Origin of the sequence: Paenibacillus sp. FSL P2-0136, from assembly GCF_037975325.1 — a bacterium.
Lineage (GTDB): Bacteria > Bacillota > Bacilli > Paenibacillales > Paenibacillaceae > Paenibacillus_AQ > Paenibacillus_AQ silagei.
Map to the genome: position 1 here is coordinate 3,290,072 of NZ_CP150244.1, position 26,394 is coordinate 3,316,465.

The following is a 26,394-nucleotide window of genomic DNA, read 5'->3' on the forward strand; positions in this document are numbered from 1 at the left end:
ATGAGCAGTCCAGTGATCGGATCGACAAGAAATGCACCGCCCTTCCGTTACGACATTGTCGGGAGCTTCCTGCGTACAGAGGAGATCAAGAATGCACGCAACCTGCATGCGGAAGGTGAGCTAACTGCGGGACAGTTGGCGGAGATTGAGAATATAGAGATTGAAAAGCTGCTGCAGCAGGAGAAGGCGCTTGGGCTGAAGGCTGTGACCGATGGCGAATTCCGCCGCTCCTGGTGGCATCTGGACTTCTTCCTGGGGATTGAGGGTACTGGAAAGATCACTCTTGGCGGTACTCCCGGCGCTTCCAAGGAGCAGACGAACCGGGCGGAGAGCTTCAGAATTACCGGTAAAATCGCCTTCGGGGACCATCCCATGGTCGCGGAATTCCGTACCTTGCAGCAGATGGCCGGAGAGACGCTGGCCAAAATGACGATTCCATCACCCTCTTTGTTTCATTTCGTGCAGGAGTATAACGGAAACGAGATTTATTCCGATACCGAAACGCTGTACGGAGATATCATTCAGGTGTACCGGACGGCGATTCAGGCCTTCTATGATGCCGGTTGCCGTTATCTGCAGCTGGACGATACCACCTGGGGGACGCTGTGCAGCGGCAGACATCGTGCTCATCTGCGCAGCAGGGGCGTTGACCCGGATCAGTTGGCAAAAGATTACGTCCGGCTGATTAATGAGAGCATTGCCAGCCGCCCGGCGGACATGACCATTGCCCTGCATGTATGCCGGGGCAATCTCCGCTCCACCTGGTTCGCCGCCGGCGGGTACGGGCCGGTCGCCGAGGAGCTTTTCTCGAATACGAACGTGGACGCGTTCTTCCTCGAATACGACAACGAACGCTCCGGCGACTTCGAGCCGCTGCGCTTCATCCGGGACCAATTCGTTGTACTGGGACTGGTGACAACCAAGCATGGCGGCCTGGAGAGCAAGGAGCAGCTCATCGCGCGTATTGAAGAAGCTACACAGTACGTAGACATCAACAAACTGTGTCTTAGCACACAATGTGGCTTCGCCTCCTCGGAGGAAGGCAATATTTTGACGGAAGAAGAGCAGTGGGATAAGCTGCGGCTGGTGATTGAAACGGCGAATGAGGTTTGGGTGTAGGTTAGTGGGGAGGATTGCCGGGGGGCGATCCTCCTTTTTGGCGAGGGAGCGCTAGGCAGCGGGCTGTGGCGGATCATAGGTGGATTTCCTCCACTTGCTGATTAATGAACGGACTTTGCCGGGACAACAGTTGGATAAACGACACTTAATTTCTCCCATATTCCGCTGTAGCGGCATATCCCGATCCAGTAGTTGCTGTTTTTCCATTTGTTTACCTGAAACTATTAGAAACGAGGGAAATAAGATACGTTATTCCATTTGTTTGCTGCGGAGGGTGGGGTTGTTCTGTGTGCATGTAGTTGTAGTCTTCTTCTTTAACCATTCTGTACCAACCGTAGAGATTCCCTCTACAGTATAATGTTGGGAGCGGATTCAAGACTGAGGCTATATCTCTGGAGGGAATATCATGGTTATTGAACTACGACCTGTATCGGTCGAGAACTGGTATGATTGTACGCAGTTAAAGGTGAAGCAGGAGCAAGAAAGTGTTTTTCCTGCGCCTGTGGTGTATTGGATTGCAGAAGCGAAATTTGTACAAGAGTTTGAACTGCGGGCTATCTATTCAGGAGCTGCAGTGGCCGGATTTATTGTCTTTTGTACAACTCCCGATGAGGACGGTAACTGCTGGATACCAGCCCTTATGATTGATGAACATCATCAAGGACAGGGTTATGCCAAACAAGCCATGGGAAAGTTAATCGAGCATATGCGAAATGAAGGGTGTACCCGATTAATGATCGGACATAGACCCGACAATCAGATTGCCGGGTCGTTGTATGAGTCGCTTGGATTCCAAAAGGTCAGTGAAGAGTTATGTGACGGTGAGGTTGTGCGTTGTTTGGAGCTTAATCAATAATAGGGTATTAACTTCTATCTCACTGTTGCTGCGGAAAATTTCAAATTTGACATGCTTATATAGTACAATCTAGGTTCAAGCTCCTCTCCGGTGTTGGGGTCTTTATATCTCATTGTGATTAGGAGCTTGTCATGATATCTCGAAATATTAATCATATAATACCTTTTGTCATCAGCATTAAACGTAGTTTTTCTAATTGTGCCGTTTGAGTAACTCAATAGATATAAGTCATTTTTTTGTCCAAACGATTGATAAAATAAACCTGAGAGTTCACTTTTTGCAGATTCTGAAGACATTTCAAATTCCGGATTAACCTCTATAATAGGGCGCAGAGATTTATTGTTTATTTTTCCTAAAAATCTTGTAATACTAAAATTCGCATAGTAGATATAATCGTTTGTAACAACAAAATTAGATACCCCTTGACGTAATTCACTCTGTGTCGCATCCGTAGAATTGGGTGAAATCGTCGACACATCAACGCTATTCTGGAATTTCATATCATGATCGTATACATCCAGAAACAACTTTGATTTACCATCCGAGTCTATTTTTAATCGTAATAATGAAATTGTATTCTCGTCAGATGTGATTTGCCGGATGGCTTCACCTGTATTTGCTTTGTCATCAAAGTCGAATTTCTTAAGAATCTTTCTCTCCTTCGTTTCTGAATTATATTCTTCTAACTCAGAACCGCCAGCAGCGATTACTCTAACCATTAATAATTTGTTGCCCACAGCGGTCATACTGTTATAGGGGAATCCGCCTGTTTCAGAAAAAACAACGGACATAGTATTGTTCTTTAAGTCTATTTTATAGAGACGAAGTGTTCTGCTTGTAATATCCGATATCTCACCAGTTGTGACAAACATGTATAAAGAGTTATCGATAATGGTTGTATCATTCTTAGCTTCATATGACCAATGTTTAACTGTACCTAGTTTTATATTTTCTTTTGTTTTAAAAATGTAACGATAATAATCCATTTCGGATATTGAGTCAACAGACCCCGTTGGGATCTTATTGTAGATGATACTGTCATCGGTTAGCACTAACGCTCCATAACGCTCGATTTTTCCGATTATTGTATTGTTGATGTTATAAATTGAAATGGCTTCATTTGAAACCGTAGTATTGGGGGGCAGTGTTTGTTTCAAATCTTGTGTTTTTTGATTTTTGGCATGGTCATCACAACTACATAGTATCAGTATAAAAATCAAGCCAAGTAACCCTAGTATTCTTTTCAAACAAACCCTTCCTTTTCGTAGAAGCTCTTTCTATATGAATCTACTATATCATCCTTAATTAGACAATGCTTGTAATTAGATTCTTGTGATCTAGTTAATGAAAGCTTAAACGGCGGGTACCTTGTATTCATACTGACATAACCTAAAAATGGTGATTAAATATGGATTTATAAACAAATGTGTTTGAAAAGAATGAAATAAGAATTGGAAATAGGCTGGCCAAGCTTTTATAAGTTTCTGCAAGATTATTTTGATCTAAGTAATTGACACCGCCCTCCCTGCCGAAGTATTATTGCACATAACAACTTACAGCAACAAGCGATGAAGAGAAGAGTAAGCAGGCGGCAGCGTTCACAGAGAGCTCCAGAGTGGTGAAAGGGAGCAGCGAAGCGCCTGATCTGAAAAAAGTCTCCGAGCTGCATAGGGAATTGGGCACAAGGGTCCAAGGATGGTATGCCGGGTTCTCCCGTTACAGAGATAGGGTATAAGCGTCATGGCCGTACCCGAAGAGGCGGATCAGGCAACTTGTCCGTGAACAGAGGTGGTACCACGAAGCTTATCCAAGCTCTCGTCCTCAAGATATTGATCTTGAGGGCGGGAGCTTTTTTGCGTTCACAGGCGGGCAGCTCCGAGCGCAGTCAAGCAGGCTCCAAGTAAGATTCATACTATCAGTAGAGGTGATTCATTGTGCATTGGGCAGAAAAAATTGCAAACCGGTTAATCGCGGAGCATCCGCAGCGGCAGACGTATGTATGTGCATCTGGGATCAGTCCGTCCGGGTCCGTTCATATCGGGAATTTCCGCGAGGTGGTAACGACTGCATTTGTGGCGAAGGCGCTGCGGCGGGCGGGGAAGGAGGTGCGGTTTATTTTCTCGTGGGATGACTTCGACCGGTTTCGTAAAGTTCCGGCCCATATCGATCCCGGCTTCGCTCAGTATATTGGGCTGCCATATTCGAAGGTGCCTTGTCCGTATGGCTGTCATGCTTCGTATGCGGCACATTTCGAGTCGGAATTCGAGCAGGCGCTCCAGGTATTTGAGATTGAGCCGGAGTTCATTTATCAGAGCCGGGAATACCAGTCAGGCCGTTATTATCCGCAAATTCTGCACGCCCTGCGCCGCCGGGGAGAGATTTACGATATCCTGATGTCGTTCAAGACAGGTGGGAGTTCAGCGGATGAGCGGGCGGCATTCTATCCCATCCATCTCTATTGCGGGCAATGCGACAAAGACTCGACCACCATTCTGGACTACGACGACACGGCGGAGACCGTGGCTTACCACTGCGGCTGTGGTCATTGCGATACTGTACATATTCCGCAGGCGGACAATATCAAGCTGCACTGGAAAATCGACTGGCCGATGCGCTGGCAGCAGGAGCAGGTCGTATTCGAGCCGGGAGGCCGGGATCATTCGTCAGAGACAGGAAGCTATAATGTGGCTGCGGTAATCGCAGAGCAGATCTACGGGTATTCGCCGCCCATGTATGAGCCATATGAATTCATCAGTATTAAAGGCAGTTTCGCCAAAATGTCCAGCTCCTCCGGGCACAATTACACTCCAGATGATCTGCTAGAGGTCTATGCCCCTGAGAACATCCTGTTCCTGTTCGCCAAATACCAGCCGAATGCCGCCTTTCATATCGGGCTGGATGAGGATGTGCTGCGCAACTATGCGGAGTTCGAGCGGTATGCTGCGGGAGCACGGGCAGGCACGCTAACGGGCGATCTTGCAGGTGCGCTGGAGCTGTCTCTGCGAAGCGACTCCCCGGTGAGTGCTGGAAGCAACGTTAGCTTCGGCCAGGTAGCCAGTCTGCTTCCCTTAATCAACTTCGACAGGGGAAGGCTCCGGGAGATGTTCAACAGAAATAATGTGGAGATTGATGAACTCCGGCTTCAGAGGGTGGCGGACCGTGCGGAATACTGGATTAGGAACTGGATGCCGCACAAGCTGGTGACGATCCAAGCTTCGCCCAACTATGCATATTATCACTCCCTTACTGGAGTGGAACTGAGATGGCTGCGGAGCTTGTGCATTCTGCTGCGGAGCAGGGAGCTGGACGAGACGCAGCGGATGACCGAAATCTACGCCATTTGCCATCATGAAGACAAAAAGACGATGCGCATCCAACAAAAAAGACTGTTCACCATCATCTATCAGCTGGTGCTTGGTGCAGAGGAGGGGCCTCGTCTGCCTTGGCTGATTCAGGCAGCCGGAACGGAGCGGATGCTGAATTTGCTCGAATTGTGAAGGAGTGTGGACTGCCCTTTACGGGATAGATCGAACAGAGGTATAATATACAAGACTGTTTTTAATCAAATGTTGGAAAGCGAGCGGTAACGATATGGGTCGTAAATGGAATAATATTAAGGAAAAGAAAGCATCCAAGGATGCGAATACAAGTAAGGTCTACGCCAAGTTCGGGGTAGAAATCTATGTTGCAGCGAAGAAGGGCGAGCCTGATCCGGAATCCAACCGGGCGCTGAAGGTCGTTCTGGAGCGTGCCAAGACCTACAATGTACCGAAGGCGATTATTGACCGTGCCCTGGAGAAAGCCAAGGGCAGCGGCGATGAGACTTACGTTGAGCTGCGTTATGAAGGTTTCGGTCCAAGCGGCTCGATGATTGTAGTCGATGCGCTCACGAATAACGTCAACCGCACGGCTCCGCTGGTCCGTTCCACGTTCAGCAAGAACGGCGGCAACATGGGCGTCAGTGGATCGGTTACGTATATGTTCGATCCGACAGCGGTAATCGGGGTAGAAGGCAAATCAGCGGATGAGGTGATGGAGCTGCTGATTGAAGCAGACCTGGATGTCCGCGATGTGCTGGAAGAAGACGAGGCGGTAATCGTGTATGCTGAGCCGGATCAGTTCCATGCGGTACAGGAAGCCTTCCGCGGCGCGGGAATCACGGAATTCACCGTAGCCGAGCTGACGCTGCTCCCGCAGAACTATGTAGCTATTCCTGAAGATGCGCAGGCTCAGTTCGAGAAGCTGATCGATGCGCTCGAAGAATTGGACGATGTGCAGCAGGTCTACCACAACGTGGATTCGGAAGAATAGAATAGCGGTAACTTGAATGAGCGGGCAAGCCGATTTCCAGGCTTGTCCGCTTATTCTTTCGTGTTGTTGTACAGGAAACTATAGTTTCCTCCTGTTGTGGACCCAATGTATGTGGAAAACAACATACAATGGCCTACCAGCTGGCGCATGGCCCAAATGTATATGAAAAACAACATACAATGGCCTATCACGCTGGCACATGGCCCAAATGTATGTGAAAAACAACATACATTGGCTACCAAGCTGGCGTATGGCCTAAATGTATGTGGAAAACAACATACACTGTATTAGCGCGCAGGTAATCCCATTCACCCGTAAGGGTGATTTTGTTCAGTGAGAATGGAGAGGAAGAATTGGAATGGAAGTCTTTCGATTAGTCAGTGTGGTCCATGTATTTCTGATTAAGGACGGACAAGTCCTGCTGCTGAGACGGAAGAATACAGGACATCATGACGGGGAGTATGGATTGCCTGCCGGGAAGCTGGATGGCGGCGAGCCGCTGCATACCGCTGCCATCCGCGAGGTCCGGGAAGAATGCGGTGCGGTTATAGCTCCCGCCGATCTTACCCTGATCGGAACGATGCACCTGCGGACCTCCGGGGATGAGCGGGTGGATTTCTTTTTCAGGGCGGAGCAGTGGAGCGGAGAGATTCGCAACATGGAGCCTGACAAATGCGATGAGGTAAGCTGGTTCCCGGTGGATGCGCTGCCGGAGAATATCATCCCGTTCGTACAGGAGGCCTGGAATACATTCAGGGACGGCGTGTGGTATGCCGCTCACGGATGGAATTAGATTAGAGTAGCGGGGGGATGGCGCAGTAATGGAAGACTGGACGCTCAGTATGGTTCTTATATTGGTGGTATGCGGATTTTTGGCCGGATTAATTGATTCTGTAGTGGGCGGCGGCGGACTGATCGCGATTCCGGCGTTGCTGGCGGTAGGGATTCCGCTTCCGCTGCTGCTGGGCAGCAGTAAATTGGCCGGTTCGATGTGCTCGCTGACCAGCACCGCCTCGTTCGTGCGTTCCGGCAAAATCAATTTCAAGCTGGTGCGGACGCTGATCCCGCTGTCGATCATTGGAGCGATGGCCGGAACGCTGACTGTCCGTCAGGTGCCTTCCGAGTTCCTGAAGCCGCTGGTGATCGTGATGCTGGTGGTCATTACAATCTACACCTTGTTCAAAAAAGCCTGGGGAGACGTCTCCACCTTCTCTGCCAGCAACGGTAAATTACGTCTGGCGGGAAGCATGGCAGCGCTCATAATCGGCTTCTATGACGGGTTCTTCGGCCCGGGAACGGGGTCGTTTCTGATTTTCGCTTTTCTGATGATGGGGTTTGAATTTGTCACCGCCGCAGGCAACGCCAAAATCCTGAATTTCGCCAGCAACATCACAAGCCTGCTTACATTCATTGCCCTGGGCTCTGTCAGTTACACCCACGGGCTGATTCTGGGGATTCCGATGGTGATTGGAGCCATTGTCGGCTCCCGGATGGCGATCCGCAAAGGGGCAGCGTATATTCGGCCGTTATTCATTACAGTCACTGTCATATTGATCGGCAAGCAAATATGGGATACGATGCATTAAGCACAACTAATGGAGTGGATGAGATGGAGATCAAGCTTATACATAAGGAAGAAGTATGGAAGCTTAGGCATGAAGTGATGTGGCCTGAGCGGGAGCCGGATTATATTAAGCTGGCAGATGACGATCAAGGCAAGCATTACGGGCTGTATGTGGGGGAGCGTCTGGTTTCTGTGTTATCCCTCTTCGTCAACGGCACAGATGCACAGTTCCGCAAATTCGCTACCCTGGAGCTGGAGCAGGGCCAGGGCTATGGCAGCAAGCTGCTGAAGACGGTTCTTGCGGAAGCGGAGAAGGCGGGGGTGCGGCGGATTTTCTGTAATGCCAGAACGTACAAGGCAGGCTTTTACAAGAAATTCGGCATGCAGAGAACGGATGAAGTGTTCAGCAAAGGCGGCAAGGATTACGTGGTCATGGAGAAGTTCTTCGGACCTGCAACGGACGCGAATGGAGGAGCTTAAGGGATGACCAAGAAGCTATATTATGATTCAGCTTATATTCAAGAATGGAGTACCGTGATCACTTCCGCGATAGAGCGTGAAGACGGGAGCTATGTGACGCTTGCGGAGACGACCTTCTACCCGCACGGCGGCGGACAGCCCTGCGATACGGGTACCATCGGCGGGATTGCTGTACTGGATGTGGTGCTGGAGGATCAGGAGGTACTGCATAAAGTAGCGCAGCTTCCCGGGCAGACTGAAGTAGACTGCGCCATCGACTGGAGCCGGAGATTCGACCATATGCAGCAGCATAGCGGCCAGCATCTGTTGTCGGCGGTATTCCGCGAGCTGTATCAGGCACTGACACAGAGCTTCCACCTGGGCAGCGATTATGCCACGATTGATCTTGATCTGCCGGAACTATCTGCGGCGCAGCTGGCGGAGGCTGAACAAGAGGTGAACCGTCAGATCTATCTGAACCGCGCAATTACCAGCTACTTCGTGACCGCAGAGGAAATGGCCAAGCTGCCGCTGGTGAAGCTTCCTAAGGTAACGGAGGACATCCGGATTGTCGAGATTGAAGGTGTTGAGCATAACGCCTGCGGCGGCACCCATGTGTCTTCGACAGGGGAGATTGGGATGATCAAGCTGCTGCGGTCCGAGAAGCAGAAGGGCAATATCAGGATTACCTTCAAATGCGGGAGCCGGGCGCTTGCGGAATTCAACGATCAAATGCAAATCCTGAGTCTGTTGTCGGCCAAATTCAATACGAACAAGGACGAAATTATGGACCGGATCAGCAAATGGGAGCAGGAGCAGAAGCTGCTGGTAGCAGAGCTGGCTGCCGTGAAGGAGCAGAACGACAGCTATCTGGCCCGGGACCTGTTAGCTTCTATGGAAGAGGGCAGCCGGGTGCTCACGCATATGTCGGACGGGAGAACGCTTAAGGATCTACAGAGTCTGGCTGCGAAGCTGACGGCGTTGACCGACCTTCCGGTGCTGCTGCTGAGTGCGGCGGAGAATAAGGCCGTACTCGCGCATAGCGGCTCTGCGGAATTCTCGTGCGGGGCATTTTTCAAGGCTCATCTGGGCGGATACCAGGGCAAGGGCGGGGGCAGCGACAAGCTGGCTCAGGCCGGATTCCCGGCATGGGAAGACACACTGGCATTTTACAATTTTGCTAAAGGGCAATTCTGAGGTAGGGCAGTTAAGGAGCTATGGAGCGTTTATTCCGTAGCTCTTTTTGCTGTTTTCATAGGGTAAGCAAGGATTGGACCGACTTAAGGATTATTTAACATTTGAAGTCTTATAATCAGGACAGAGCTTGACGAAGGGAGAAAATTAACGTGTTCCTGACTATTCTAAAAAAGGATTTGCGGCGTAAAAAGGTGATGAATACCGTTCTGCTGATCCTCATCATCCTGGCCTCCACACTAGCCGCAAGCAGCTCCAGCCTGATGTATTCCACCTCCAGCGCCTTGGGCAGCTTCATCGAAGCCAGCAAGGTGGCGGATCTTAATATCACGCTGGCCAATGACCCCGTCTATAACTCGGCAGTAGAAGACTGGGTCAAGCAGGAAAAGAAGGTGGAGACAGCTTATACAGAACGGCAGCTCAATCTCTTACTGAATCAGGTTACGATGCCTGAAGGCCGCAAGAGCTTCTCGGGAAATGTAAGCTTCGTGCTGTCCGCCATTCCTGAGCAGGTGAACCTGGTCTTCGGTGAAGACAATGAGCGATATTCACTTCGCCCAGGGGAGATCGGTCTTCCGGCCAGCCTGATGCTAAGCAGTGGTATCGTACCGGGAGAGCAGCTGAAGCTTAAGTTCGGTGAGATTACGAGAACGTTCACGGTGAACGGTTACTTCAAGGATGCGTTCATGGGGGCAGATCTGCTGGGACTGAAGCGCCTCATGCTGTCAGCAGAGGATTTCAAGGAAATAGAGAAGCTGGTGCCCGAAGATAAACGGATGAATCTATGGAGCTTCGTGGCGGCACCGGGTGTAGCGTCTACTGAGATATCATCTTCTTTTGCGAACAGTGATCTGCCCATCAGCTTCGAGGTGGATAAGGCGCTGGTCAAGATGACTTATATGACGGACCGGATGATCTCGGCCATGATGTTTGCAATTAGCGTGTTTCTGATCTTCATTGCTTTTCTGACCCTGCGCTTCACCATTGTCTCCACTCTGCAGGATGAATACAAGGAGATTGGCGTTATGAAGGCCATCGGGTTCAGGAACCGGGCGATCAAGCAGCTCTACCTGACAAAATATACAGGGCTGGCCTGTCTCGGCGGCGTTCTCGGACTCGGCATCAGTCTCCCATTGACTGCGCTGATGTCCCGCAAAACCTCGCAGTATATGATTTTACCCGGAGGCAGCACCAATATAATGATCTCGGCGCTTAGCACGGTGGTTATGATCGCATTCATTCTGCTGTTCTGCTTACTCTGCATGCGCAAGATTAACAAGGCCTCGGCCATCGATGCAATCCGGCAAGGCCAGACCGGCGAACGCTTCAAGGCATCCCGGCGCATTCATTTACACAAAAGCCGTTTCCTCCGGCCCCCGTTCTTCCTCGCGCTGAGCGATGTGCTGAACCGGCTCAAGAGCTACACTTCGCTGATCCTGACGCTGATCCTAAGCTCCGCGATCATTCTGATCCCGGTCAATCTGACCAATACCATTGTAACTCCTAAGTTCCTGGAATATTTAGGTACAATTGGTGCGGATTTTTATAGCTCAACCGTCGTGGCAGAGAAACCCGTTGAGAAGATCCAACAGGACAAGGCACTCCTGTCCAAGCGGCTGAAGGATCAGGGCTTCGAGGTCACGCTTACAGCGAATTATACGGTAAGTACCAAATATATCTCCGATAACGGGCAGGCCAACCGGCGGATCAACGGCCAGAAGAATGATCAGAACGGATCTGTTGAGATTCTGGAAGGGACAGCCCCGCTCCTGAAGAATGAAATTGCGATTACAACCATCATGTCCGGGAAATACGGGAAGCGGGTGGGCGATAATATTACTTTTGAAATCGGCGGGGTTCAGGGGACCTTCATGATCAGCGGACTGTTCCAAAGTATCTCTAACGAGGGGTATGCGGTCTGGATTGCACGGGACTATGAGCTGAAGACAATACCCGCTTACATGTTCTCCGGCGAACTCCATGCCCCGGAGCAAGCGAAGGCAGGGATGATGAAGGAAATTCAGCAGCAATTCCCGGAACAAGGCTTCAAAACCTCGTTTGAACTGCTGGGAGAGATCACGGGCGGCTTCATGGGCCAGCTTCACAGCATCAATGGGCTGCTTACGGCTATCATCTGCCTCATTACGTTCTTCATCACCAGCCTGTTCGTCCGATTGATGATTGCGAAGGAGGTTCACGGCATTGCTGTCATGAAAAGCATCGGCTTCACGAATGCCGCGATCCGGCGGTGGCAGGCGCTGCGCATTCTGATTATTATGTCCGTCTCCCTGGTGTTGGGCGTTATCGCTGCGAACACCCTAGGCAGCCGCCTGCTGGGTCTCATTTTCCGGATCTTCGGACTGACCAGCCTCCAGTTAAATATTCTTCCGCTTCAGGTCTATCTGCTGTATCCGCTGCTGATCCTTGCCGTGGTCATGCTGGCAGTGTATACCAGCTGCGGCCAGATCAAGCGTGTGCAGATATGGAATATGAATAAGGAATAGGCGATTGGATTCTAGAATAAGAATCACGGGAAATAACAAAAAGCTAAAGGAGCGGAGGGGAAATTTGGAACTGGAGGAGCGGTAGCGTCCGCCTTTAGGTTTGGATTTCTACCGTGAGCAGCGGTCCAAATCAGGAAATCCAAACCTAACAGTGGCCGGAAGTCCAAATGTTCACCGCAGCGACGATTAAGCTCAATGTTTATAACTTTGTGATTCTTGTAAATAGATCCAAGCGTTTATATTAAAAGAAAAGAAGGAGTGGCGAAATGGCAGCAGTACTGGAAGTAACCAACCTATGTAAGACCTATATCGTCAATAAAAGTCAGAATAACGTGCTGCGGAATATCAATTTCTCGCTTCATGCCGGGGAGTTCGTGTCTATCATGGGGCCGTCCGGTTCGGGTAAGTCTACGCTGCTCTATACCGTCAGTGGGATGGACCGGCTTACGGCGGGCGAGGTGGTCTTTGACGGGGAGAGTCTCTCGCAGCTCTCTGAGAAGGGCATGGCTGAACTGCGGCTGCACAAAATGGGCTTCATCTTCCAGCAGATGCATATGCTGAGCAATCTCTCGGTTTATGATAATATTATTCTATCAGGCTATGAGTCGCTGAGCGGCAAGAGAGGCGGACAGGGACGCAGCCGCAGCGAGGTGAATCAATATGCCGATGAGCTGATGCGGAAGCTGAACATTATGGAGACAGCGGGCCATGACATTACAGAGGTGTCCGGCGGACAGCTGCAGCGGGCCTGCATCTGCCGGGCGCTCATCAACAAGCCGGCTATGCTGTTCGCAGATGAGCCGACAGGTGCGCTCAATTCCAAAGCCGCACAGGAGGTCATGTCCGAGCTCTGCCGGATCAACCGGGAAGGAACAACGCTGATGGTGGTTACACACGATGTGAAGGTAGCCGCGCAGAGTGATAAGGTGCTGTATATGGTAGATGGAAATATTCAGGGCGAGCATGTGCTGGGCAAATATATGCCGGAGCAAGGTCCGAGGGAACGTGAACGCAGCCTGACCGGCTGGCTGATGGAGATGGGCTGGTAAGAAGCTGCAAGCAGCAGGAGGAGAGAACCGTGGCGGACATTCTGATCATTGAGGATAATGCGGAGCTGGCGGAGGTGATGAAGGATTTTTTGCAGGTGGAAGGATATTCTGTATGCAGTATGGCCTCTGCGGAAGAGGGCTTGGCTTATTTGGAGACGAATGCCGTCAAGCTGCTGCTGCTCGATATTATGCTGCCGGGGCTGGACGGCTTCGCCGTATGCAGAATCGCCAGGGAGAAGTTCAATCTGCCGATTCTGATCATGAGCGCACGCCACGGGGATGAGAGCAAGATTATCGGGCTTGAGCTGGGTGCGGACGATTACCTGGAGAAGCCCTTCTCGGCTCCTCTGCTGACGGCGAAGGTCAAGGCGCACCTGCGGCGGAGTTATGAGATGAACGAGAACAAGCTGCTGCTGACGGATGGCGAACTTACAGTGAATCAGACCGCAAGAGTAGTATATAGAAGCGGTCAGCTACTCGGGATGACAGCCAAAGAGTACGAGCTGTTGGTCTTGCTGATGAGCAACAAGGGCAAAGCGCTGCGCAAGGAGTGGCTGTTCCAGCAGGTATGGGGGGCAGACAGCTTCAGTGAGCCGTCCACGTTGACCGTACATATGAACAAGCTGCGGGACAAAATCGAACATAACCCCAAAGATCCAAGGCGCATCGTTACCATCTGGGGAGTGGGATATAAATATGAAGGCATTTAACAGGCTGATGCTCTGGGCGTTACTTCTCGGGCTGACGTTCATAGCGGCTCTTAATGGATATGTATCCTCCAGGGAGACAGGGACGGCCGGGAAGGCTTACCGGATAGAGATCAACCGAATCTATGAGCAGGTGCAGCGAGGAATTCCTCCGGAGGAACTGCTGCCTGATCTGAACAGGTATACCTACGTGAACGGCTTAAGCTGGATCGGGAAGGAGGCGGGGCCGGATGAGGTTCAGCGCTTTTTTGCCGGTATCGAGGTGGAGGACAGCAATGAATTCATGGTCAAGCCCTTGTATGCGGATCAGCAAATCGCAGGATACTTAAGGTTCTCTTATCGGATGCCCGGGCCGGATGTTCATGCGCTTCTGGTTCTGGATCTGTTCCTGCTGGCGGCGCTTGGAGCCGTGATGGTGCTGCTGTTCTACATCCGTAAGCAGATTCTTCGGCCGTTCCATACTCTGCAGGAGTTACCTTATGAGTTATCCAGGGGGCAGCTGAGCATAGGTATGAAGGAGCACCGTAGCCGGTACTTCGGCCGGTTCGTGTGGGGGCTGGACCTGCTGCGGCAGACACTGGATACCCAGAAAGAGACGAATCTCCGCCTGGAAAAGGACCGCCAGACGCTGATCGCGTCTCTCTCGCATGAGCTTAAAACCCCAGTCGCCACGATCAGGCTCTACGCCAGCGCCCTGGCGGACGGCCTCTATGACAGCGAAGTCAAGCGGCAATCGGCCGCCCGGCTGATTGGTCAGCAAGCAGAACAAATGGAGCAGCTGATCGGCGGGATCATCACCGCTTCCGTCTCTTCTCTGCAGAATATAGAGGTGGCCCCGGGAGAGTTCTATCTTAGCGGTCTGGTCGGCAAGGTCATCCGTAACCATAAGGAGCGGCTGGAGCTTCTGAAGGTGGAGCTCACGGCAGGTGCTTATCAGGACAAGCTGCTGCTTGGAGACGAAGAACGGCTGCATGAGGTGCTGAATAATCTCATTGAGAATGCCATTAAGTATGGAGACGGCAGGTCGATCTCTATTACCTTCCGCGAGGAGGATTACCGCCAGCTGATTGTGATCGAGAATTCGGGAGAGCCGCTGCTCCTGAGCGAGCTGCCCCATATCTTCACCAGCTTCTGGCGCGGGTCCAATGCGGACGGCAAGCCGGGCAATGGCCTCGGCCTCTTCATCTGCAAGCAGCTGCTGCAGAAAATGGGCGGCGATATCTTCGCGGAGCCGCTTGAGCGGGGTATGCGGTTTGTACTGGTGCTGCGGTATTAAGTAGAGGCTTGAATGGAGGAGATCGCAATGAATGAGCTTAATGAGCTTAATGGGCTGATGGAGCTGCAACCTGGGAATTATACTGCGGTTTATGATTTTTACGCCGGTAAAAAGCAGTACATTCCCGCCTTATCCGTCCTGCTGGAGAACTATCCCGGGCGGGTATTTGCTGATCATACGGAAGCACCAACACTGGCTGTGGTATGGGCTACGGGGAGATGGATGTATGCTGCCGGAGATATCAGTACTGAGATCAACCGGCTGAAGCTGATGGTTTTTTTGCAGACGGTAGTCGTACCTGATTGCCAGCAGAGGCAAGAGAAATGGTTCGAGATCTATACGGATGATAGTGATTCATGGACGGAACTATTGAAGCTGGAGATTGCCGGGCTGAGCGTAGACAGACATATGGAGTCGGTCTATGAGTTCAATAGCGAACGATTTGTTCAGCTAAAAAACAGGCGTGCTGCTATCCCCTTGGAGGGAGATCTATCTGTCGCCTGCGAGGAATTTCCCGTGCTCACCCATAAGGGGTCTGTACGAGAGGACAGGTTCATTGGGCTGACAACCACTGGTGCTGTAGTGAAGATCAGGGATGAAGTGGTCTCTATTTGCAAAAATAACGGCTTCAGCGTGAATAACAGGTACTTCATTGATGTAGATACTTATGCAGAATCGGAGCGCGGGAAGGGCTATGCTACACTCGCCGCTGTATCGTTAATTAGTCACTATCTCGTTCAGGGAATGCTTCCTTTATGGGAAACAACGCATGAGAATGTGGCTTCACATAAGCTGGCGCTGAGGCTCGGCTTCGAGCCGGTGGAGAGTTATCCGGTATTTGCTTTTGTCATGGAAGGATAGTCGTACCCGCAGAGAGAGAACGAAAGAGCTTAATACTTTTATCGTATAGGAGCGGTATTGATGAAGAGGTTAGCAATCCTTACAGTCGGTAAAACGCATAGCGGGAAGACCACATTTGCCAGAGAATTAGAGCGGTGCTTACCTGAATCGGTTGTCATTGACCGGGATGATCTGGCTGAATTCATCAATACCCGGTACGAAAGTCTGCTGCCCAAGCAAGGGGCGAATACGCTCAAGGACGCTCTGACCCGGACGTTAGTGGATTATGCCGTTCATGAATCGGAGCATCTGTTTGTAATCAACGACAGTGATGAAGTACCCGGCACGATTCAGAAGATCGTCCAGATCGCAGGCGGGAAGTCCATATGAATGTTCGTTCGCCGCAAGGACGACCATGCTTCAAGTTCAATCCGGCTACCAACTGGACCTGACCGCCCAAACCCTTCATAATAAGAAGAGTTGTGAACGGTTCCACACAAACTCATAAACGGAGGTTCATAGAATGAAATACCGCGAACTGGGAAACACGGGTCTGTCTGTCAGTGAGGTCAGCTTTGGCACTTGGGCGATTGGCGGGGACTGGGGGAATAGCAAGGATGAGGACGGGCTGAGAGGCTTGCAGGCGGCGATGGAGCAGGGCGTGAATTTCTTCGATACGGCAGATGTCTATGGCGGAGGCCATGCGGAGGAGCTGCTCGCCAAGGCGACCCGGGGCAAGCAGGATGAGATACATATTGCCACGAAGTTCTGCCGCGCCGGTGATATCCATGACCCGGAGAATTACTCCGCGCGCCGGATCAGCGAATACTGTGAGCAGAGTCTGCGGCGTCTGGAGCGGGAAGCGATTGATCTGTATCAGATCCATTGTCCGCCGATGGAGATTCTGCGTGATGGGAGTGTGTTCGCGGCGCTAGGCCAGTTGAAGGCAGAGGGTAAAATCCGTCACTACGGCGTCAGCGTTGAGACTATCGAGGAGGGCTTGCTCTGCTTGGAGTATCCTGGCGTTGCGGCGCTGCAGGTGATCTTCAATCTGTTACGCCAGCAGCCGGCACAGGAGCTATTGCCGCAGGCTGCTGCCAAGGGTGCAGGCATCCTGGTGCGCCTGCCGCTGGCCAGCGGTCTCTTGACCGGCAAATTCACGCCGTCCAGTACCTTCCAGGACAACGACCACCGCAAGTTCAACGCGAACGGGGAGCAGTTCAATGTGGGCGAAACCTTTGCCGGGCTGCCTTTTGTTAAAGGTGTAGAACTGGCGCAGAAGCTGGAGTGGATCACTGAAGGACGTGGCAATATGGCACAGGCCTCTATGCGCTGGATTCTGGACCATCCGGCCGTCAGCTGTGTGATTCCGGGCTTCAAGAATGAGTCTCAGGTGAACGATAATCTGGCCACTCTGGATGTACCCTCCTTCAACCCAGGGGATATGGAGCGCTTGGCTGCTTTTTACCATTCAGAAGTGGTTCCGCATATCCGTGGAGAGGTGTAGCGGTACTGTATGAATATAACTGTCGGACTGCTCGCCCATGTAGATGCCGGGAAGACGACCTTCGCCGAGCAGCTGCTCTACCATACCGAAGCCATCCGCAGCAGGGGGCGTGTGGACCATCAGGATACGTTCCTGGATACCCATGAGATTGAAAAAGCACGCGGGATTACCGTCTTCGCCGATCAGGCGGAGTTCACCTATAAGGATGCCCGCTATTTCCTGCTGGATACGCCGGGCCATGTCGATTTCTCCCCGGAGATGGAGCGCTGTCTGCAAGTGCTGGACTATGCAGTGGTGATTCTCAGCGCGGTGGAGGGTGTAGAGAGCCACACCGAAACGCTCTGGCAGCTGTTGCGCCAGCACCGGATTCCCACCCTGATCTTCATTAACAAAACCGACCGTGCAGGCAGTGATCCTGAACGGGTCCTGGAAGAGATCCGGCAACTGCTTAGCGGTGATGCCTTGCTGTTGCCGGAGCAGCCGGAAGCAGCATGGACCGAGGAGATGAAATCGTTCCTTGCCGAACGCGACGAGACGCTGCTGGAATCTTATCTTGAAGGCACGCTGACGGACAGCGATTGCCGCAGTGCGCTGAGGTCTATGGTGAAGTGCGGAGAGATTTTTCCGTGTATGCAGGGCTCTGCGCTGCTGGACCAGGGCGTGGGTGAATTTCTGGAGGTTCTGGATGCGCTCACGTTCACGGAGTACGATTATACGCTGCCTTTTGCCGGGAGGGTCTACAAGATCCGCCACGATGCCAGAGGCACCCGCATCACCTACATCAAAGCGCTGCAGGGAGTCCTGAAGAACCGTGAGTTCTTGACGTATGGACCCGAGTCAGAACAAATATCTGAACGGATTACCGGAATCCGCAAGTACAACGGTACTGCTTATAGTGCTGCGGACTGGGCCGCCGCCGGGGAGCTGTTCGCCGTTGTAGGCCTAAGCTCCGTGCTTCCGGGTGCGGGAGTGGGCGCACTTCAGGACGCGCAGGGCAGCGGACTTATTCCCACCTTGAAATCCAAGGTGCTCTTCAAGCCGCCCGTGCACCTGAAGGAGCTGATGCATGCCTTCGGACAGCTCGGCGCGGAAGATCCGTCACTGAATGTAAGCTGGGATGAAGATCTTCAGGAGCTGCATATTCAAGTGATGGGCGGGATACAGCTTGAAATTCTTGAGCAGATTGTGGCGGAGCGGTTTCAGCTTAAGATCTCTTTTGGCGCGCCGGAGATTCTCTATAAGGAGACTATTGCCGGTACGGTCTATGGCTGTGGGCATTTCGAGCCGTTGGGCCACTACGCCGAGGTTCATCTGATGCTTGAGGCCGGGGAACGCGGGAGCGGGATCACCTTCATTAACCGCTGCCACCCGGATGATCTGGCGGCAGGCTATCAGCATCAGATTGAGCAGCATCTGCTGGAGAGCGGCCATCACGGCCTATTGACCGGTTCCCCGCTGACGGATCTGAAGATCACCCTGCTTACGGGAAGGGCGCATAATAAGCATACGAGCGGCGGCGATTTCCGGGAAGCGGCTTACCGCGCGTTGCGCCAGGGGCTGGAGCAGGCAGAGAATCTGCTGCTGGAGCCGGTCTACGACCTGAAAATCCGGATAGATCCGGACGATGTGGGAAAGGTTATGAGTGATATCCAGCAGGCTGGAGGCCGCTTCAATCCCCCGGATATCACACCGTCCAAGGCCGTAATTACCGGCACAGTTCCGGCGGCAAGCTTCATGAATTACGGAGTGAGACTGGCAGCGATGACGCAGGGCAAGGGATCGATGTCGCTCAGAGTAGCCGGATATGAGCCCTGCCATCAGACCAAGACGGTGGTGGAGCAGCGGAATTATAATAAAAATGCAGATCCGGCCTACTCCTCGGCGTCTATTTTTTGTGCCAAGGGGGAGGGATATGCTGTACCCTGGGAAGAGGCCGGACAGCATATGCATATTCAAGCAGCAAGCAGGATCGGGTACACGGTTCTTAAGAGAGCAATACCGTTTCATTGTGAAGTAGAAGGAAAGGTGCAGATTGACAATGACTAATGTAATAGATAAGGTAGCCTGGATTTACGTCGTAGACGGCAAGGTGCTGGGCGCGCGATCCAAAGGTAAAGACACTTATTATTTTCCCGGCGGCAAGCGGGAGCCCGGCGAGAGTGATGCAGAGACTCTGATCCGTGAGGTTGAGGAGGAGCTGTCCGTTCAGATCCTGCCGGAGACGATTGCGGAGTTCGGAAGCTTCGAGGCTCCGGCCCATGGCAAAGCGGAAGGCGTGCTCGTGCGGATGACCTGCCTTACCGCAGATTTCACAGGTGAGCTTGCCCCGGCTTCGGAGATTGAAGAGCTGGCCTGGTTAACCTATAAGGACATAGACCGGGTATCGGCGGTCAGCGTCATCATCATGGACAAGCTGCGGGAGATGAGCCTCATCTCCTGAATATAGAAGAGAGAGTAAGCCCGTTTTGAGCCGGAACCCGGCCTGAAACGGGCTTGTTGTCTCTTTAGCAGGGCGATGCAGGCGGCGAGGCGAGTACACTTTTACCAAATAGGACATATGTCCTTCCACAATCCGGCGAACTGGCTTTTAATAAGTACAGAGAAGCAAATAGAGGAGAGAGACAGATGAAAGGAATACTATTCGCATTTTTGGCCGGAGCCTGCATTACACTTCAGGGGGTAGCCAATGCCAGAATCAGTCAGGATATCGGCACGTGGCAGGCGGCCACCATTACCCAGCTTACCGGATTCATTATGGCGTTAGCGATAGCGCTGGTGGTACGGGACGGGAAAAAGCACGGCTTCCGCAAGGTACATCCGCTATACATCAGCGGCGGCGGTCTGGCCGCCTTCGTGATTTTCAGCGAGGTGACTGCGATTCAGAACATCGGGGTTACGCTGACGATCTCGGCGCTGCTGATTGCCCAGCTCTGCCTGACGTTTATCATTGACATCCGGGGCTGGTTCGGAGTCGTCCGGCAGAAAATGAAGCTGCCGCAGTTTATCGGCATCGGGATGATGATTCTCGGGGTAGTTGTACTGAAGTTCTAAACGAAGGGGGCAAAAGATATGTTAACAGGGTTAGTACTTGCACTGATCGCGGGCGCGCTGGTCAGTTTACAGAATATTTTCAACGCCAAGGTTAATGAGCACACAGGCTCCTGGTCAACCACTACACTAGTGCTGGGCATGGGCTTCGCCGCCTCGCTCGTCATGGGGCTGATTATGGAAGGGAAAAATATGTTCACGCTGCAGCACATGCAGCCCTGGTACTGGTTAAGCGGAATGATCGGCGTGGGGGTCGTGATCTGCCTGGTCCAGGCTACCAGAATTCTTGGCGCTACCTATGCCATCTCGATTGTACTAACTGCCCAGCTCGGCTTCGCCTTGCTCTGGGATTCACTGGGCTGGCTGGGCCTGGCAAAGGTTCCGTTCTCGTTCAACCAGCTGATCGGCGTGCTTATTATCGTAGGCGGGATATTGGTGTTCAAGCTGGGTGGCAAAAGTGATGCCAGAGAGCCCGCCGGGAACTCAGGTTCCGGCAAGCCGCAGGGAGCGCTGCATACGGATTAACGGAAGCATTTGCATTAACGGAAAAGAGCGTGCACCGCAGGAATGCGGATGGCACGCTTTTTTGGGATGTGTGTGGAAAACCGAATACAATGGGCTGGCGTGAGGTCTGTGGGCCGGATGTGTGCTAAAAACCGAATACATTGGTGGTTGCGAGGGCGAGTGTGCCGAATGTGTGCGGAAAACCGAATACAATAGTGGTTTCGAGGGCGCGTGGGCCGAATGTGTGCGGAAAACCGAATACAATAGTGATTGCGAGGGCGTGTGGGCCGAATGTGTGCGGAAAACCGAATACATTCGAGAGCTGCTACTGCTGCGCGGGGCATAAACTAGCCAAAGGTAGGGAATCAGGTGCAGAAGTGCACCCGAATTCGCTAGATACAGTCGAAAGCGGCAAATCAGGTGCAGAAGTGCACCTGAAATCGCCAGACACATCTAAAAGTGGAAAATGAGGTGCAGAAGTGCACCTGAAATCGCCAGACACATCTAAAAGTGGAAAATGAGGTGCAGAAGTGCACCTGAATTTGCCAGACGCACCCATAAGCGGCAAATGAGGTGCAGAAGTGCACCCGAATTCCCAGGAGGCAGCCATACAAGGTTGTGTGCACCTCAATGAACTGGCGAACGGAGAAGTCGGGCTCTGCCGGCTACTCTTATCCCTGCCCGAGTGAAGCGACCCTGCTGCCCGCCAGTGCGTGCTGCCAGCGCTGATAGGTCTCCCAAGCCCGCCCGTTATCCAGCAGAGGCTTACAGGTATAGACGCCTTCCTCAATAGAATTCACACGCCCGGCGGCATGCAGTCTCGCAGCGGCATTCAGCAGCGTCTGGTTGTAGTAGGCCATATGCCCGCCGCCTTGCAGGACCTCCTCTGCTATACGGAGCTGCCGCAGAGCTGTCCACTCCTGCTCCTCAGGCAGTGTCACCTCCAGGCCAAGCGCCTCGGGGTCAATGATATCCAGCTCCGCCGCTCCATCCTGAATCCGGTATACGCGGTTCGGCCGGTCAATGTACAGATCCTCCGAGCCTTCCACACCCTGCACTACCAGCCCGCACTGATAGCCGAGCTTCACAATGAGCCGGGAGATCCGGTCGAATACCGTATTATGGAATATCCCGAATACAATAAACGGTGAGCAGGAATAGTCAATCAGCTTCTCCGCCGTATTGAGAATCGTCCGCATGCCAATGTCCTCCCGGAGTCCGCGAAGCTCCCCCAGCGGCGGGCACCACTGCTCCGACTTCACGAACAGAACCCCGCTGGCTTCAGCGGCATGAACCGCGTCGCAGCGGCTCAGTCCGGCTACATCCACTCCGCTGGCCTGGATCATATCCTGTAGCGTAATGCCCCATTTGGGCGGTAAGCCCGCTGAACCATGCAGGGTAACCGGCAGACCTGCGGCTGACAGCAGAAAGGCCGTAGGGAAGGTGGCGATGAACGAATGTACCCTGCCGTCATACGGACCGGCGCAGTCGATTCCCTGGTGAACAGGCTCACGGAAAGCGTATTTACGGCAGACTGCCACAAAAGCCTCCAGCTCCTCCAGGCTCTCCAGCTTCATGCGCTCTGCAATCAGGAACGCGCCGATCTGCACCGGCGAAGCAGCCTGGGTGAGTATGGCTTCCGCCGCATATTCAGCTTCCCCGTAGCTTAAATCCTTCGCACCGCGTTTGCCGCGGGCAACTTCCTTGAGAATATTAATCATATGGTGTTCTCCTTAAGTTTGATCCTGCAGCATCTGGTAGACCTTGACGATGGAGGTTGCTACATCGACGATCCGTTTGCGTTCATTCATCGCCTGCTTGCGCAGCAGGTCGTAGGCTTCCGATTCGCTGATATTCTTGGCCTTGGACAGAATGCCTTTGGCCATATCGATCCATTTGCGTTCCTCGATCCGGGAGAGCAGCTGCTCCCGTTCCTTCAGCCATTGCTTGCGCTCGAAGCATTGTCTGGCACTGAAATGAAGCGTCCAGTGAATCTCCGGCGGCTTCATGGCAGGGGACAAAATGCCGTCCACCATAATATCGTCGCCGCAGGCAGAGACGGAGAGGTTAGCGGTATGCGGGGTACACCACCAGATTACCGGCGCGATCCTTTGCCGCACCAGCAGGGATCTCCAGTGGCTGATATCCGTCACCGGAAGATTGAGGATGAAGGCGTCGGCATCGCCGATGAACGGAGCGGCCTGCTCCGGTGACGCTGCGGTTCCAACTACATAGCCGCAAGAGCTTAAAATGTGATCAGGCCCATCAGAGGAGCGCGCTTCTGCGAGATTCTCTGTTCCGGCAGGCTCTATAACCAACAGGGAATGCATGGGGGACGACGCTCCTTTTACCTAAGAATAGAGACATCTTGTATGATTGCTGACAATCCAATTACAGGGTAGGATATGTTATATTATATAACACAAATTCAGCATTATTGTCGATAAATTAAATTAATTAAATTTTATATGTCATAATTATTGACGTATCGTAACCGGCTGTAGTATAGTCGTTTTAACAAATTCAACAATTCACGAATACAACGATGTATTCGGCTGAAGCGGCAATGGCGCCTGCTCTCACTTATATCGCTTACGGGAAATGTATCTTTTCCGGGCGGGGTGAAGCGGGCTATTTCTGTTGTGCACCTGGAGAGGAGAGAGATACAGATGACAGTGAAGCGTAAAAAACTGATATTAGTCGGCAATGGGATGGCGGGGGTCAGGGCCATTGAGCATCTGCTCAAATTGGCGCCGGAGGCGTACGAGATTACGATTTTTGGTACAGAGCCTTATCCCAATTATAACCGCATCATGCTGTCTTCTGTGCTGGCAGGCGGGGCAAGTCTGGATGAAATCATCATTAATGATCTCGCGTGGTACAAGAGCTTCAACATCAAGCTATATACCGGACACACAGTGACTTCTATTGATACTGCTGCACGTACAGTCTATACGGATAAAGGAGTTACCACCGCGTATGACGAGCTGATTCTGGCGACTGGCTCCAATCCCTTCATGCTGCCGATTCCCGGAACGGAGAAGGAGGGCGTCATTGCCTTCCGTGACATCAAGGATACTCAAATCATGCAGGACGTCTCACAAAAATACAGCAAAGCGCTTGTCATCGGCGGCGGTCTGCTCGGATTGGAGGCGGCCAGAGGGCTGCTGCATCTGGGGATGGACGTCTCGGTTGTTCACATCCACGAATATATTATGGAGCGTCAATTAGACGAGGCGGCATCCCGGATGCTGCGGGGAGAGCTGGAGGCTCAGGGCATGAAGTTCCTGCTGAAGAAGCAGTCGGAAGCCATTCTCGGCAAAAAGAGAGTCAAAGGCCTGCTGTTCGCAGACGGCGAGATGGCGGAGGCTGATCTGATTGTGATGGCGGTCGGCATCAAGCCGAATGTTATACTTGCCCGCAGCAGCGGGATTGAGGTGAACCGGGGCATCGTGGTGAACGATTATATGGAGACCAGCCTGCCCGGCATCTACGCTGTCGGGGAATGTGCAGAGCATCGCGGCATTGCCTACGGCCTGGTAGCCCCGCTGTATGAGCAAGGCGCTGTGCTGGCCAAAAGACTGGCAGGCGCTCCCACAGAGGGCTATGCCGGTTCAGTCACCTCAACCAAGCTGAAGGTATCTGGTGTAGATGTCTTCTCAGCGGGACAATACAACGAGCAGCCCGGAACAAAAGCGCTCCGGTTCCAAGATGAGACGGAGGGAATCTACAAGAAGCTGGTCATCCAGGAGGATAAGCTGATCGGCGCTGTCCTGTTCGGCGATACGAATGACGGCGCGCAGCTCTTCTCGATGATCAAGAAGGGCGAGAATATCAAGGGACGCGAGAAAGAACTGTTGCTCGGCATTCGGGCTGATGCGCTGGCTGCGCCCAAGGGCAACCGGCTGGAAGGGATGCCGGATGACGAGATCATCTGCGGCTGCAACGGAGTAACGAAGGGAACCATTGCCGAAGCGATTACCGCCGGCGGCTGTACCAGTGTCGGACAGATCAAAGCCTGCACCAAAGCTTCCGCCTCCTGCGGCGGCTGCAAGCCATTGGTAGAGGGACTGCTCCAGCTCTACGCCGGAGAGGCTGCCGTTACGGTCAAAGAGGGCATCTGCGGCTGCACGACGCTGGGCCGGGATGAGATTGTCGCTGAGATTAAGCGGATGAAGCTGACTACGGTGAAGGAAGTCATGCATGTATTGTCCTGGAGCAACGAGGAAGGCTGCCCGAAATGCCGCCCTTCGCTGAATTATTACCTGGGTATGCTCTGGCCGGAGGAATACGTGGATGAGAATGAATCCAGATATACGAATGAGCGCTACCATGCCAATATCCAGAAGGACGGGACTTATTCAGTGGTGCCGAGAATCTACGGCGGGGTCACTTCTCCGGCGGAGCTGATCAAGATAGCGGAGGTCGCGGTGAAATACGATGTGCCGCTGGTCAAATTCACCGGCGGGCAGCGCCTGGATCTGCTGGGCGTGAAGAAGGAGGATCTGCCGAAGATGTGGGAGGAGCTGGATATGCCTTCCGGCCATGCCTACGGCAAGACGCTGCGCACTGTGAAGACCTGTGTAGGCTCCACCTTCTGCCGCTTTGGGACCCAGGATGCGCTGGGGATGGGAATTCGGCTGGAGAAGGCTTTTGAACGGCTGAATGCGCCGGGGAAGGTGAAGCTGGCTGTATCCGGGTGTCCGCGCAACTGTGCGGAAGCGACAATCAAGGACTTCGGGGTGGTCGCGATTGACGGCGGCTGGGAGCTGCATGTCGGTGGTAACGGCGGCGTTCATGTCCGGGCGACCGATCTGCTCTGCGTGGTGAAGACCGATGATGAGGTCCTGGAATGGGCAAGTGCGTTCCTGCAATACTACCGCGAGCAAGCCGGATGGAATGAACGGACCGCACAGTGGATCGAGCGCGTGGGCCTGGACAGCATCAAGCAGGCGCTGGAATCACCGGAGGAACGGGCGGCGCTGGTGGAGAGAATTCAGAAGACGCTCAGCCTGACTACCGATCCATGGAAGCAGATTGTGAATACCCCGGAGCTGCGCAAAAATTTCGAACCGATCTCTTTGCCAGAGACGGTATAAGGAGGCCCCCAGGATGACAATGACGAAACTGCTGATCGGCAACCTGAATGATGTGGATCTGAAAGGATCACGAACAATACGGATAGATCACTTGGAGATTGCCTTGTTCCGGCTAAGCAGCGGAGAGGTGCTGGCGGTGGAGAACCGTTGTCCGCACAAGGGCGGCCTGCTCTCAGAGGGTATGGTCTGCGGCTCCAAGGTGCACTGCCCGCTCCATGACTGGCGGATCGAGCTGCATACAGGCGAGGTGCAGGCCCCCGATACGGGACATGTGACCACCTATGAGGTGGAAGTCGATCACGCCACAGGCAGCTTGTACTTAACGATCTGATTCATTCATACATGGACACGTATAAA

At 52.7% G+C, this 26,394-nt stretch carries 24 protein-coding genes and 1 other annotated feature; of the genes, 21 read left to right on the plus strand and 3 right to left on the minus strand.

Features of this window, described 5'->3' with window-relative positions; all coding sequences use genetic code 11:
* On the plus strand, positions 1–1,119 hold the full coding sequence (locus NYE26_RS13770) for a 5-methyltetrahydropteroyltriglutamate--homocysteine S-methyltransferase (RefSeq protein WP_339256543.1): 1,119 nt from the start codon (positions 1–3) through the stop codon (positions 1,117–1,119).
* 406 nt (positions 1,120–1,525) lie between these two features.
* Complete coding sequence (locus NYE26_RS13775) at positions 1,526–1,975, plus strand: GNAT family N-acetyltransferase (protein WP_339256545.1); 450 nt, start codon at positions 1,526–1,528, stop codon at positions 1,973–1,975.
* A gap of 14 nt (positions 1,976–1,989) precedes the next feature.
* On the opposite strand, the gene NYE26_RS13780 is transcribed toward NYE26_RS13775, so the two are convergent.
* The gene (locus NYE26_RS13780; protein ID WP_339256547.1) at positions 1,990–3,222 is read right to left on the minus strand and encodes a hypothetical protein; all 1,233 of its coding nucleotides are present in this window, start codon (positions 3,220–3,222) and stop codon (positions 1,990–1,992) included.
* 312 nt (positions 3,223–3,534) lie between these two features.
* Positions 3,535–3,801 (plus strand) — a binding site (T-box leader).
* Positions 3,802–3,909: 108 nt separating this feature from the next.
* Between NYE26_RS13780 and lysS the strand changes: the two genes are divergently transcribed.
* From lysS to NYE26_RS13865, 17 genes are all read left to right on the plus strand, one after another.
* Positions 3,910–5,472, plus strand: coding sequence for a lysine--tRNA ligase (gene lysS / locus NYE26_RS13785; protein ID WP_339256549.1), 1,563 nt, complete (start codon positions 3,910–3,912; stop codon positions 5,470–5,472).
* 94 nt (positions 5,473–5,566) lie between these two features.
* Positions 5,567–6,286 carry a YebC/PmpR family DNA-binding transcriptional regulator gene (locus NYE26_RS13790; RefSeq protein WP_036728630.1) on the plus strand — a complete coding sequence of 240 codons (720 nt, stop codon included), beginning with the start codon at positions 5,567–5,569 and terminating at the stop codon, positions 6,284–6,286.
* 358 nt (positions 6,287–6,644) lie between these two features.
* Entirely contained in the window at positions 6,645–7,079 is a 435-nt protein-coding gene (locus NYE26_RS13795; RefSeq protein WP_339256551.1) for an NUDIX domain-containing protein, read from the plus strand.
* Positions 7,080–7,107: 28 nt separating this feature from the next.
* A complete protein-coding gene (locus NYE26_RS13800) occupies positions 7,108–7,872 on the plus strand; it encodes a TSUP family transporter (protein ID WP_036728626.1) in 765 nt (254 codons plus the stop codon).
* 23 nt (positions 7,873–7,895) lie between these two features.
* Complete coding sequence (locus NYE26_RS13805) at positions 7,896–8,330, plus strand: GNAT family N-acetyltransferase (RefSeq protein ID WP_339256555.1); 435 nt, start codon at positions 7,896–7,898, stop codon at positions 8,328–8,330.
* A 3-nt stretch (positions 8,331–8,333) separates the two neighbouring features.
* Positions 8,334–9,506, plus strand: a complete 1,173-nt coding sequence (locus NYE26_RS13810) for an alanyl-tRNA editing protein (protein ID WP_339256557.1) — start codon at positions 8,334–8,336, stop codon at positions 9,504–9,506.
* Between the two features lie 149 nt (positions 9,507–9,655).
* Entirely contained in the window at positions 9,656–12,007 is a 2,352-nt protein-coding gene (locus tag NYE26_RS13815; protein WP_339256559.1) for an ABC transporter permease, read from the plus strand.
* A 266-nt stretch (positions 12,008–12,273) separates the two neighbouring features.
* Complete coding sequence (locus NYE26_RS13820; protein WP_339256561.1) at positions 12,274–13,056, plus strand: ABC transporter ATP-binding protein; 783 nt, start codon at positions 12,274–12,276, stop codon at positions 13,054–13,056.
* Positions 13,057–13,085: 29 nt separating this feature from the next.
* Positions 13,086–13,766, plus strand: a complete 681-nt coding sequence (locus tag NYE26_RS13825) for a response regulator transcription factor (protein WP_339256563.1) — start codon at positions 13,086–13,088, stop codon at positions 13,764–13,766.
* Positions 13,753–15,039 (plus strand): HAMP domain-containing sensor histidine kinase, encoded by a 1,287-nt coding sequence (locus NYE26_RS13830; protein WP_339256565.1) that lies wholly within the window; start codon positions 13,753–13,755, stop codon positions 15,037–15,039. Before NYE26_RS13825 ends, NYE26_RS13830 begins: the two co-directional genes overlap by 14 nt.
* 27 nt (positions 15,040–15,066) lie before the next feature.
* A complete protein-coding gene (locus NYE26_RS13835) occupies positions 15,067–15,900 on the plus strand; it encodes a GNAT family N-acetyltransferase (protein WP_339256567.1) in 834 nt (277 codons plus the stop codon).
* Positions 15,901–15,960: 60 nt separating this feature from the next.
* A complete protein-coding gene (locus tag NYE26_RS13840; RefSeq protein ID WP_339256569.1) occupies positions 15,961–16,269 on the plus strand; it encodes a hypothetical protein in 309 nt (102 codons plus the stop codon).
* 133 nt (positions 16,270–16,402) lie between these two features.
* Positions 16,403–17,386, plus strand: coding sequence for an aldo/keto reductase (locus tag NYE26_RS13845; RefSeq protein WP_339256571.1), 984 nt, complete (start codon positions 16,403–16,405; stop codon positions 17,384–17,386).
* Positions 17,387–17,395: 9 nt separating this feature from the next.
* Positions 17,396–19,432: a translation factor GTPase family protein gene (locus NYE26_RS13850; RefSeq protein WP_339256573.1), complete on the plus strand. Its 2,037-nt coding sequence runs from the start codon at positions 17,396–17,398 to the stop codon at positions 19,430–19,432.
* The gene (locus tag NYE26_RS13855; RefSeq protein ID WP_036728610.1) at positions 19,425–19,826 is read left to right on the plus strand and encodes an NUDIX domain-containing protein; all 402 of its coding nucleotides are present in this window, start codon (positions 19,425–19,427) and stop codon (positions 19,824–19,826) included. The genes NYE26_RS13850 and NYE26_RS13855 overlap by 8 nt, the downstream gene beginning before the upstream one ends.
* A gap of 185 nt (positions 19,827–20,011) precedes the next feature.
* Complete coding sequence (locus NYE26_RS13860) at positions 20,012–20,437, plus strand: DMT family transporter (RefSeq protein WP_036728608.1); 426 nt, start codon at positions 20,012–20,014, stop codon at positions 20,435–20,437.
* A gap of 18 nt (positions 20,438–20,455) precedes the next feature.
* Positions 20,456–20,959, plus strand: a complete 504-nt coding sequence (locus tag NYE26_RS13865) for a DMT family transporter (protein ID WP_339256575.1) — start codon at positions 20,456–20,458, stop codon at positions 20,957–20,959.
* 650 nt (positions 20,960–21,609) lie between these two features.
* On the opposite strand, the gene NYE26_RS13870 is transcribed toward NYE26_RS13865, so the two are convergent.
* Positions 21,610–22,659: an anthranilate phosphoribosyltransferase gene (locus tag NYE26_RS13870; protein WP_339256577.1), complete on the minus strand. Its 1,050-nt coding sequence runs from the start codon at positions 22,657–22,659 to the stop codon at positions 21,610–21,612.
* Between the two features lie 12 nt (positions 22,660–22,671).
* The gene (locus NYE26_RS13875) at positions 22,672–23,268 is read right to left on the minus strand and encodes an ANTAR domain-containing protein (protein WP_339256579.1); all 597 of its coding nucleotides are present in this window, start codon (positions 23,266–23,268) and stop codon (positions 22,672–22,674) included.
* 339 nt (positions 23,269–23,607) lie between these two features.
* On the opposite strand from NYE26_RS13875, the gene nirB reads away from it, so the two are divergent.
* Complete coding sequence (gene nirB, locus NYE26_RS13880; RefSeq protein WP_339256581.1) at positions 23,608–26,037, plus strand: nitrite reductase large subunit NirB; 2,430 nt, start codon at positions 23,608–23,610, stop codon at positions 26,035–26,037.
* Positions 26,038–26,056: 19 nt separating this feature from the next.
* A complete protein-coding gene (gene nirD / locus NYE26_RS13885; RefSeq protein ID WP_339257479.1) occupies positions 26,057–26,368 on the plus strand; it encodes a nitrite reductase small subunit NirD in 312 nt (103 codons plus the stop codon).
* The last annotated feature ends 26 nt before the right edge of the window (positions 26,369–26,394 follow it).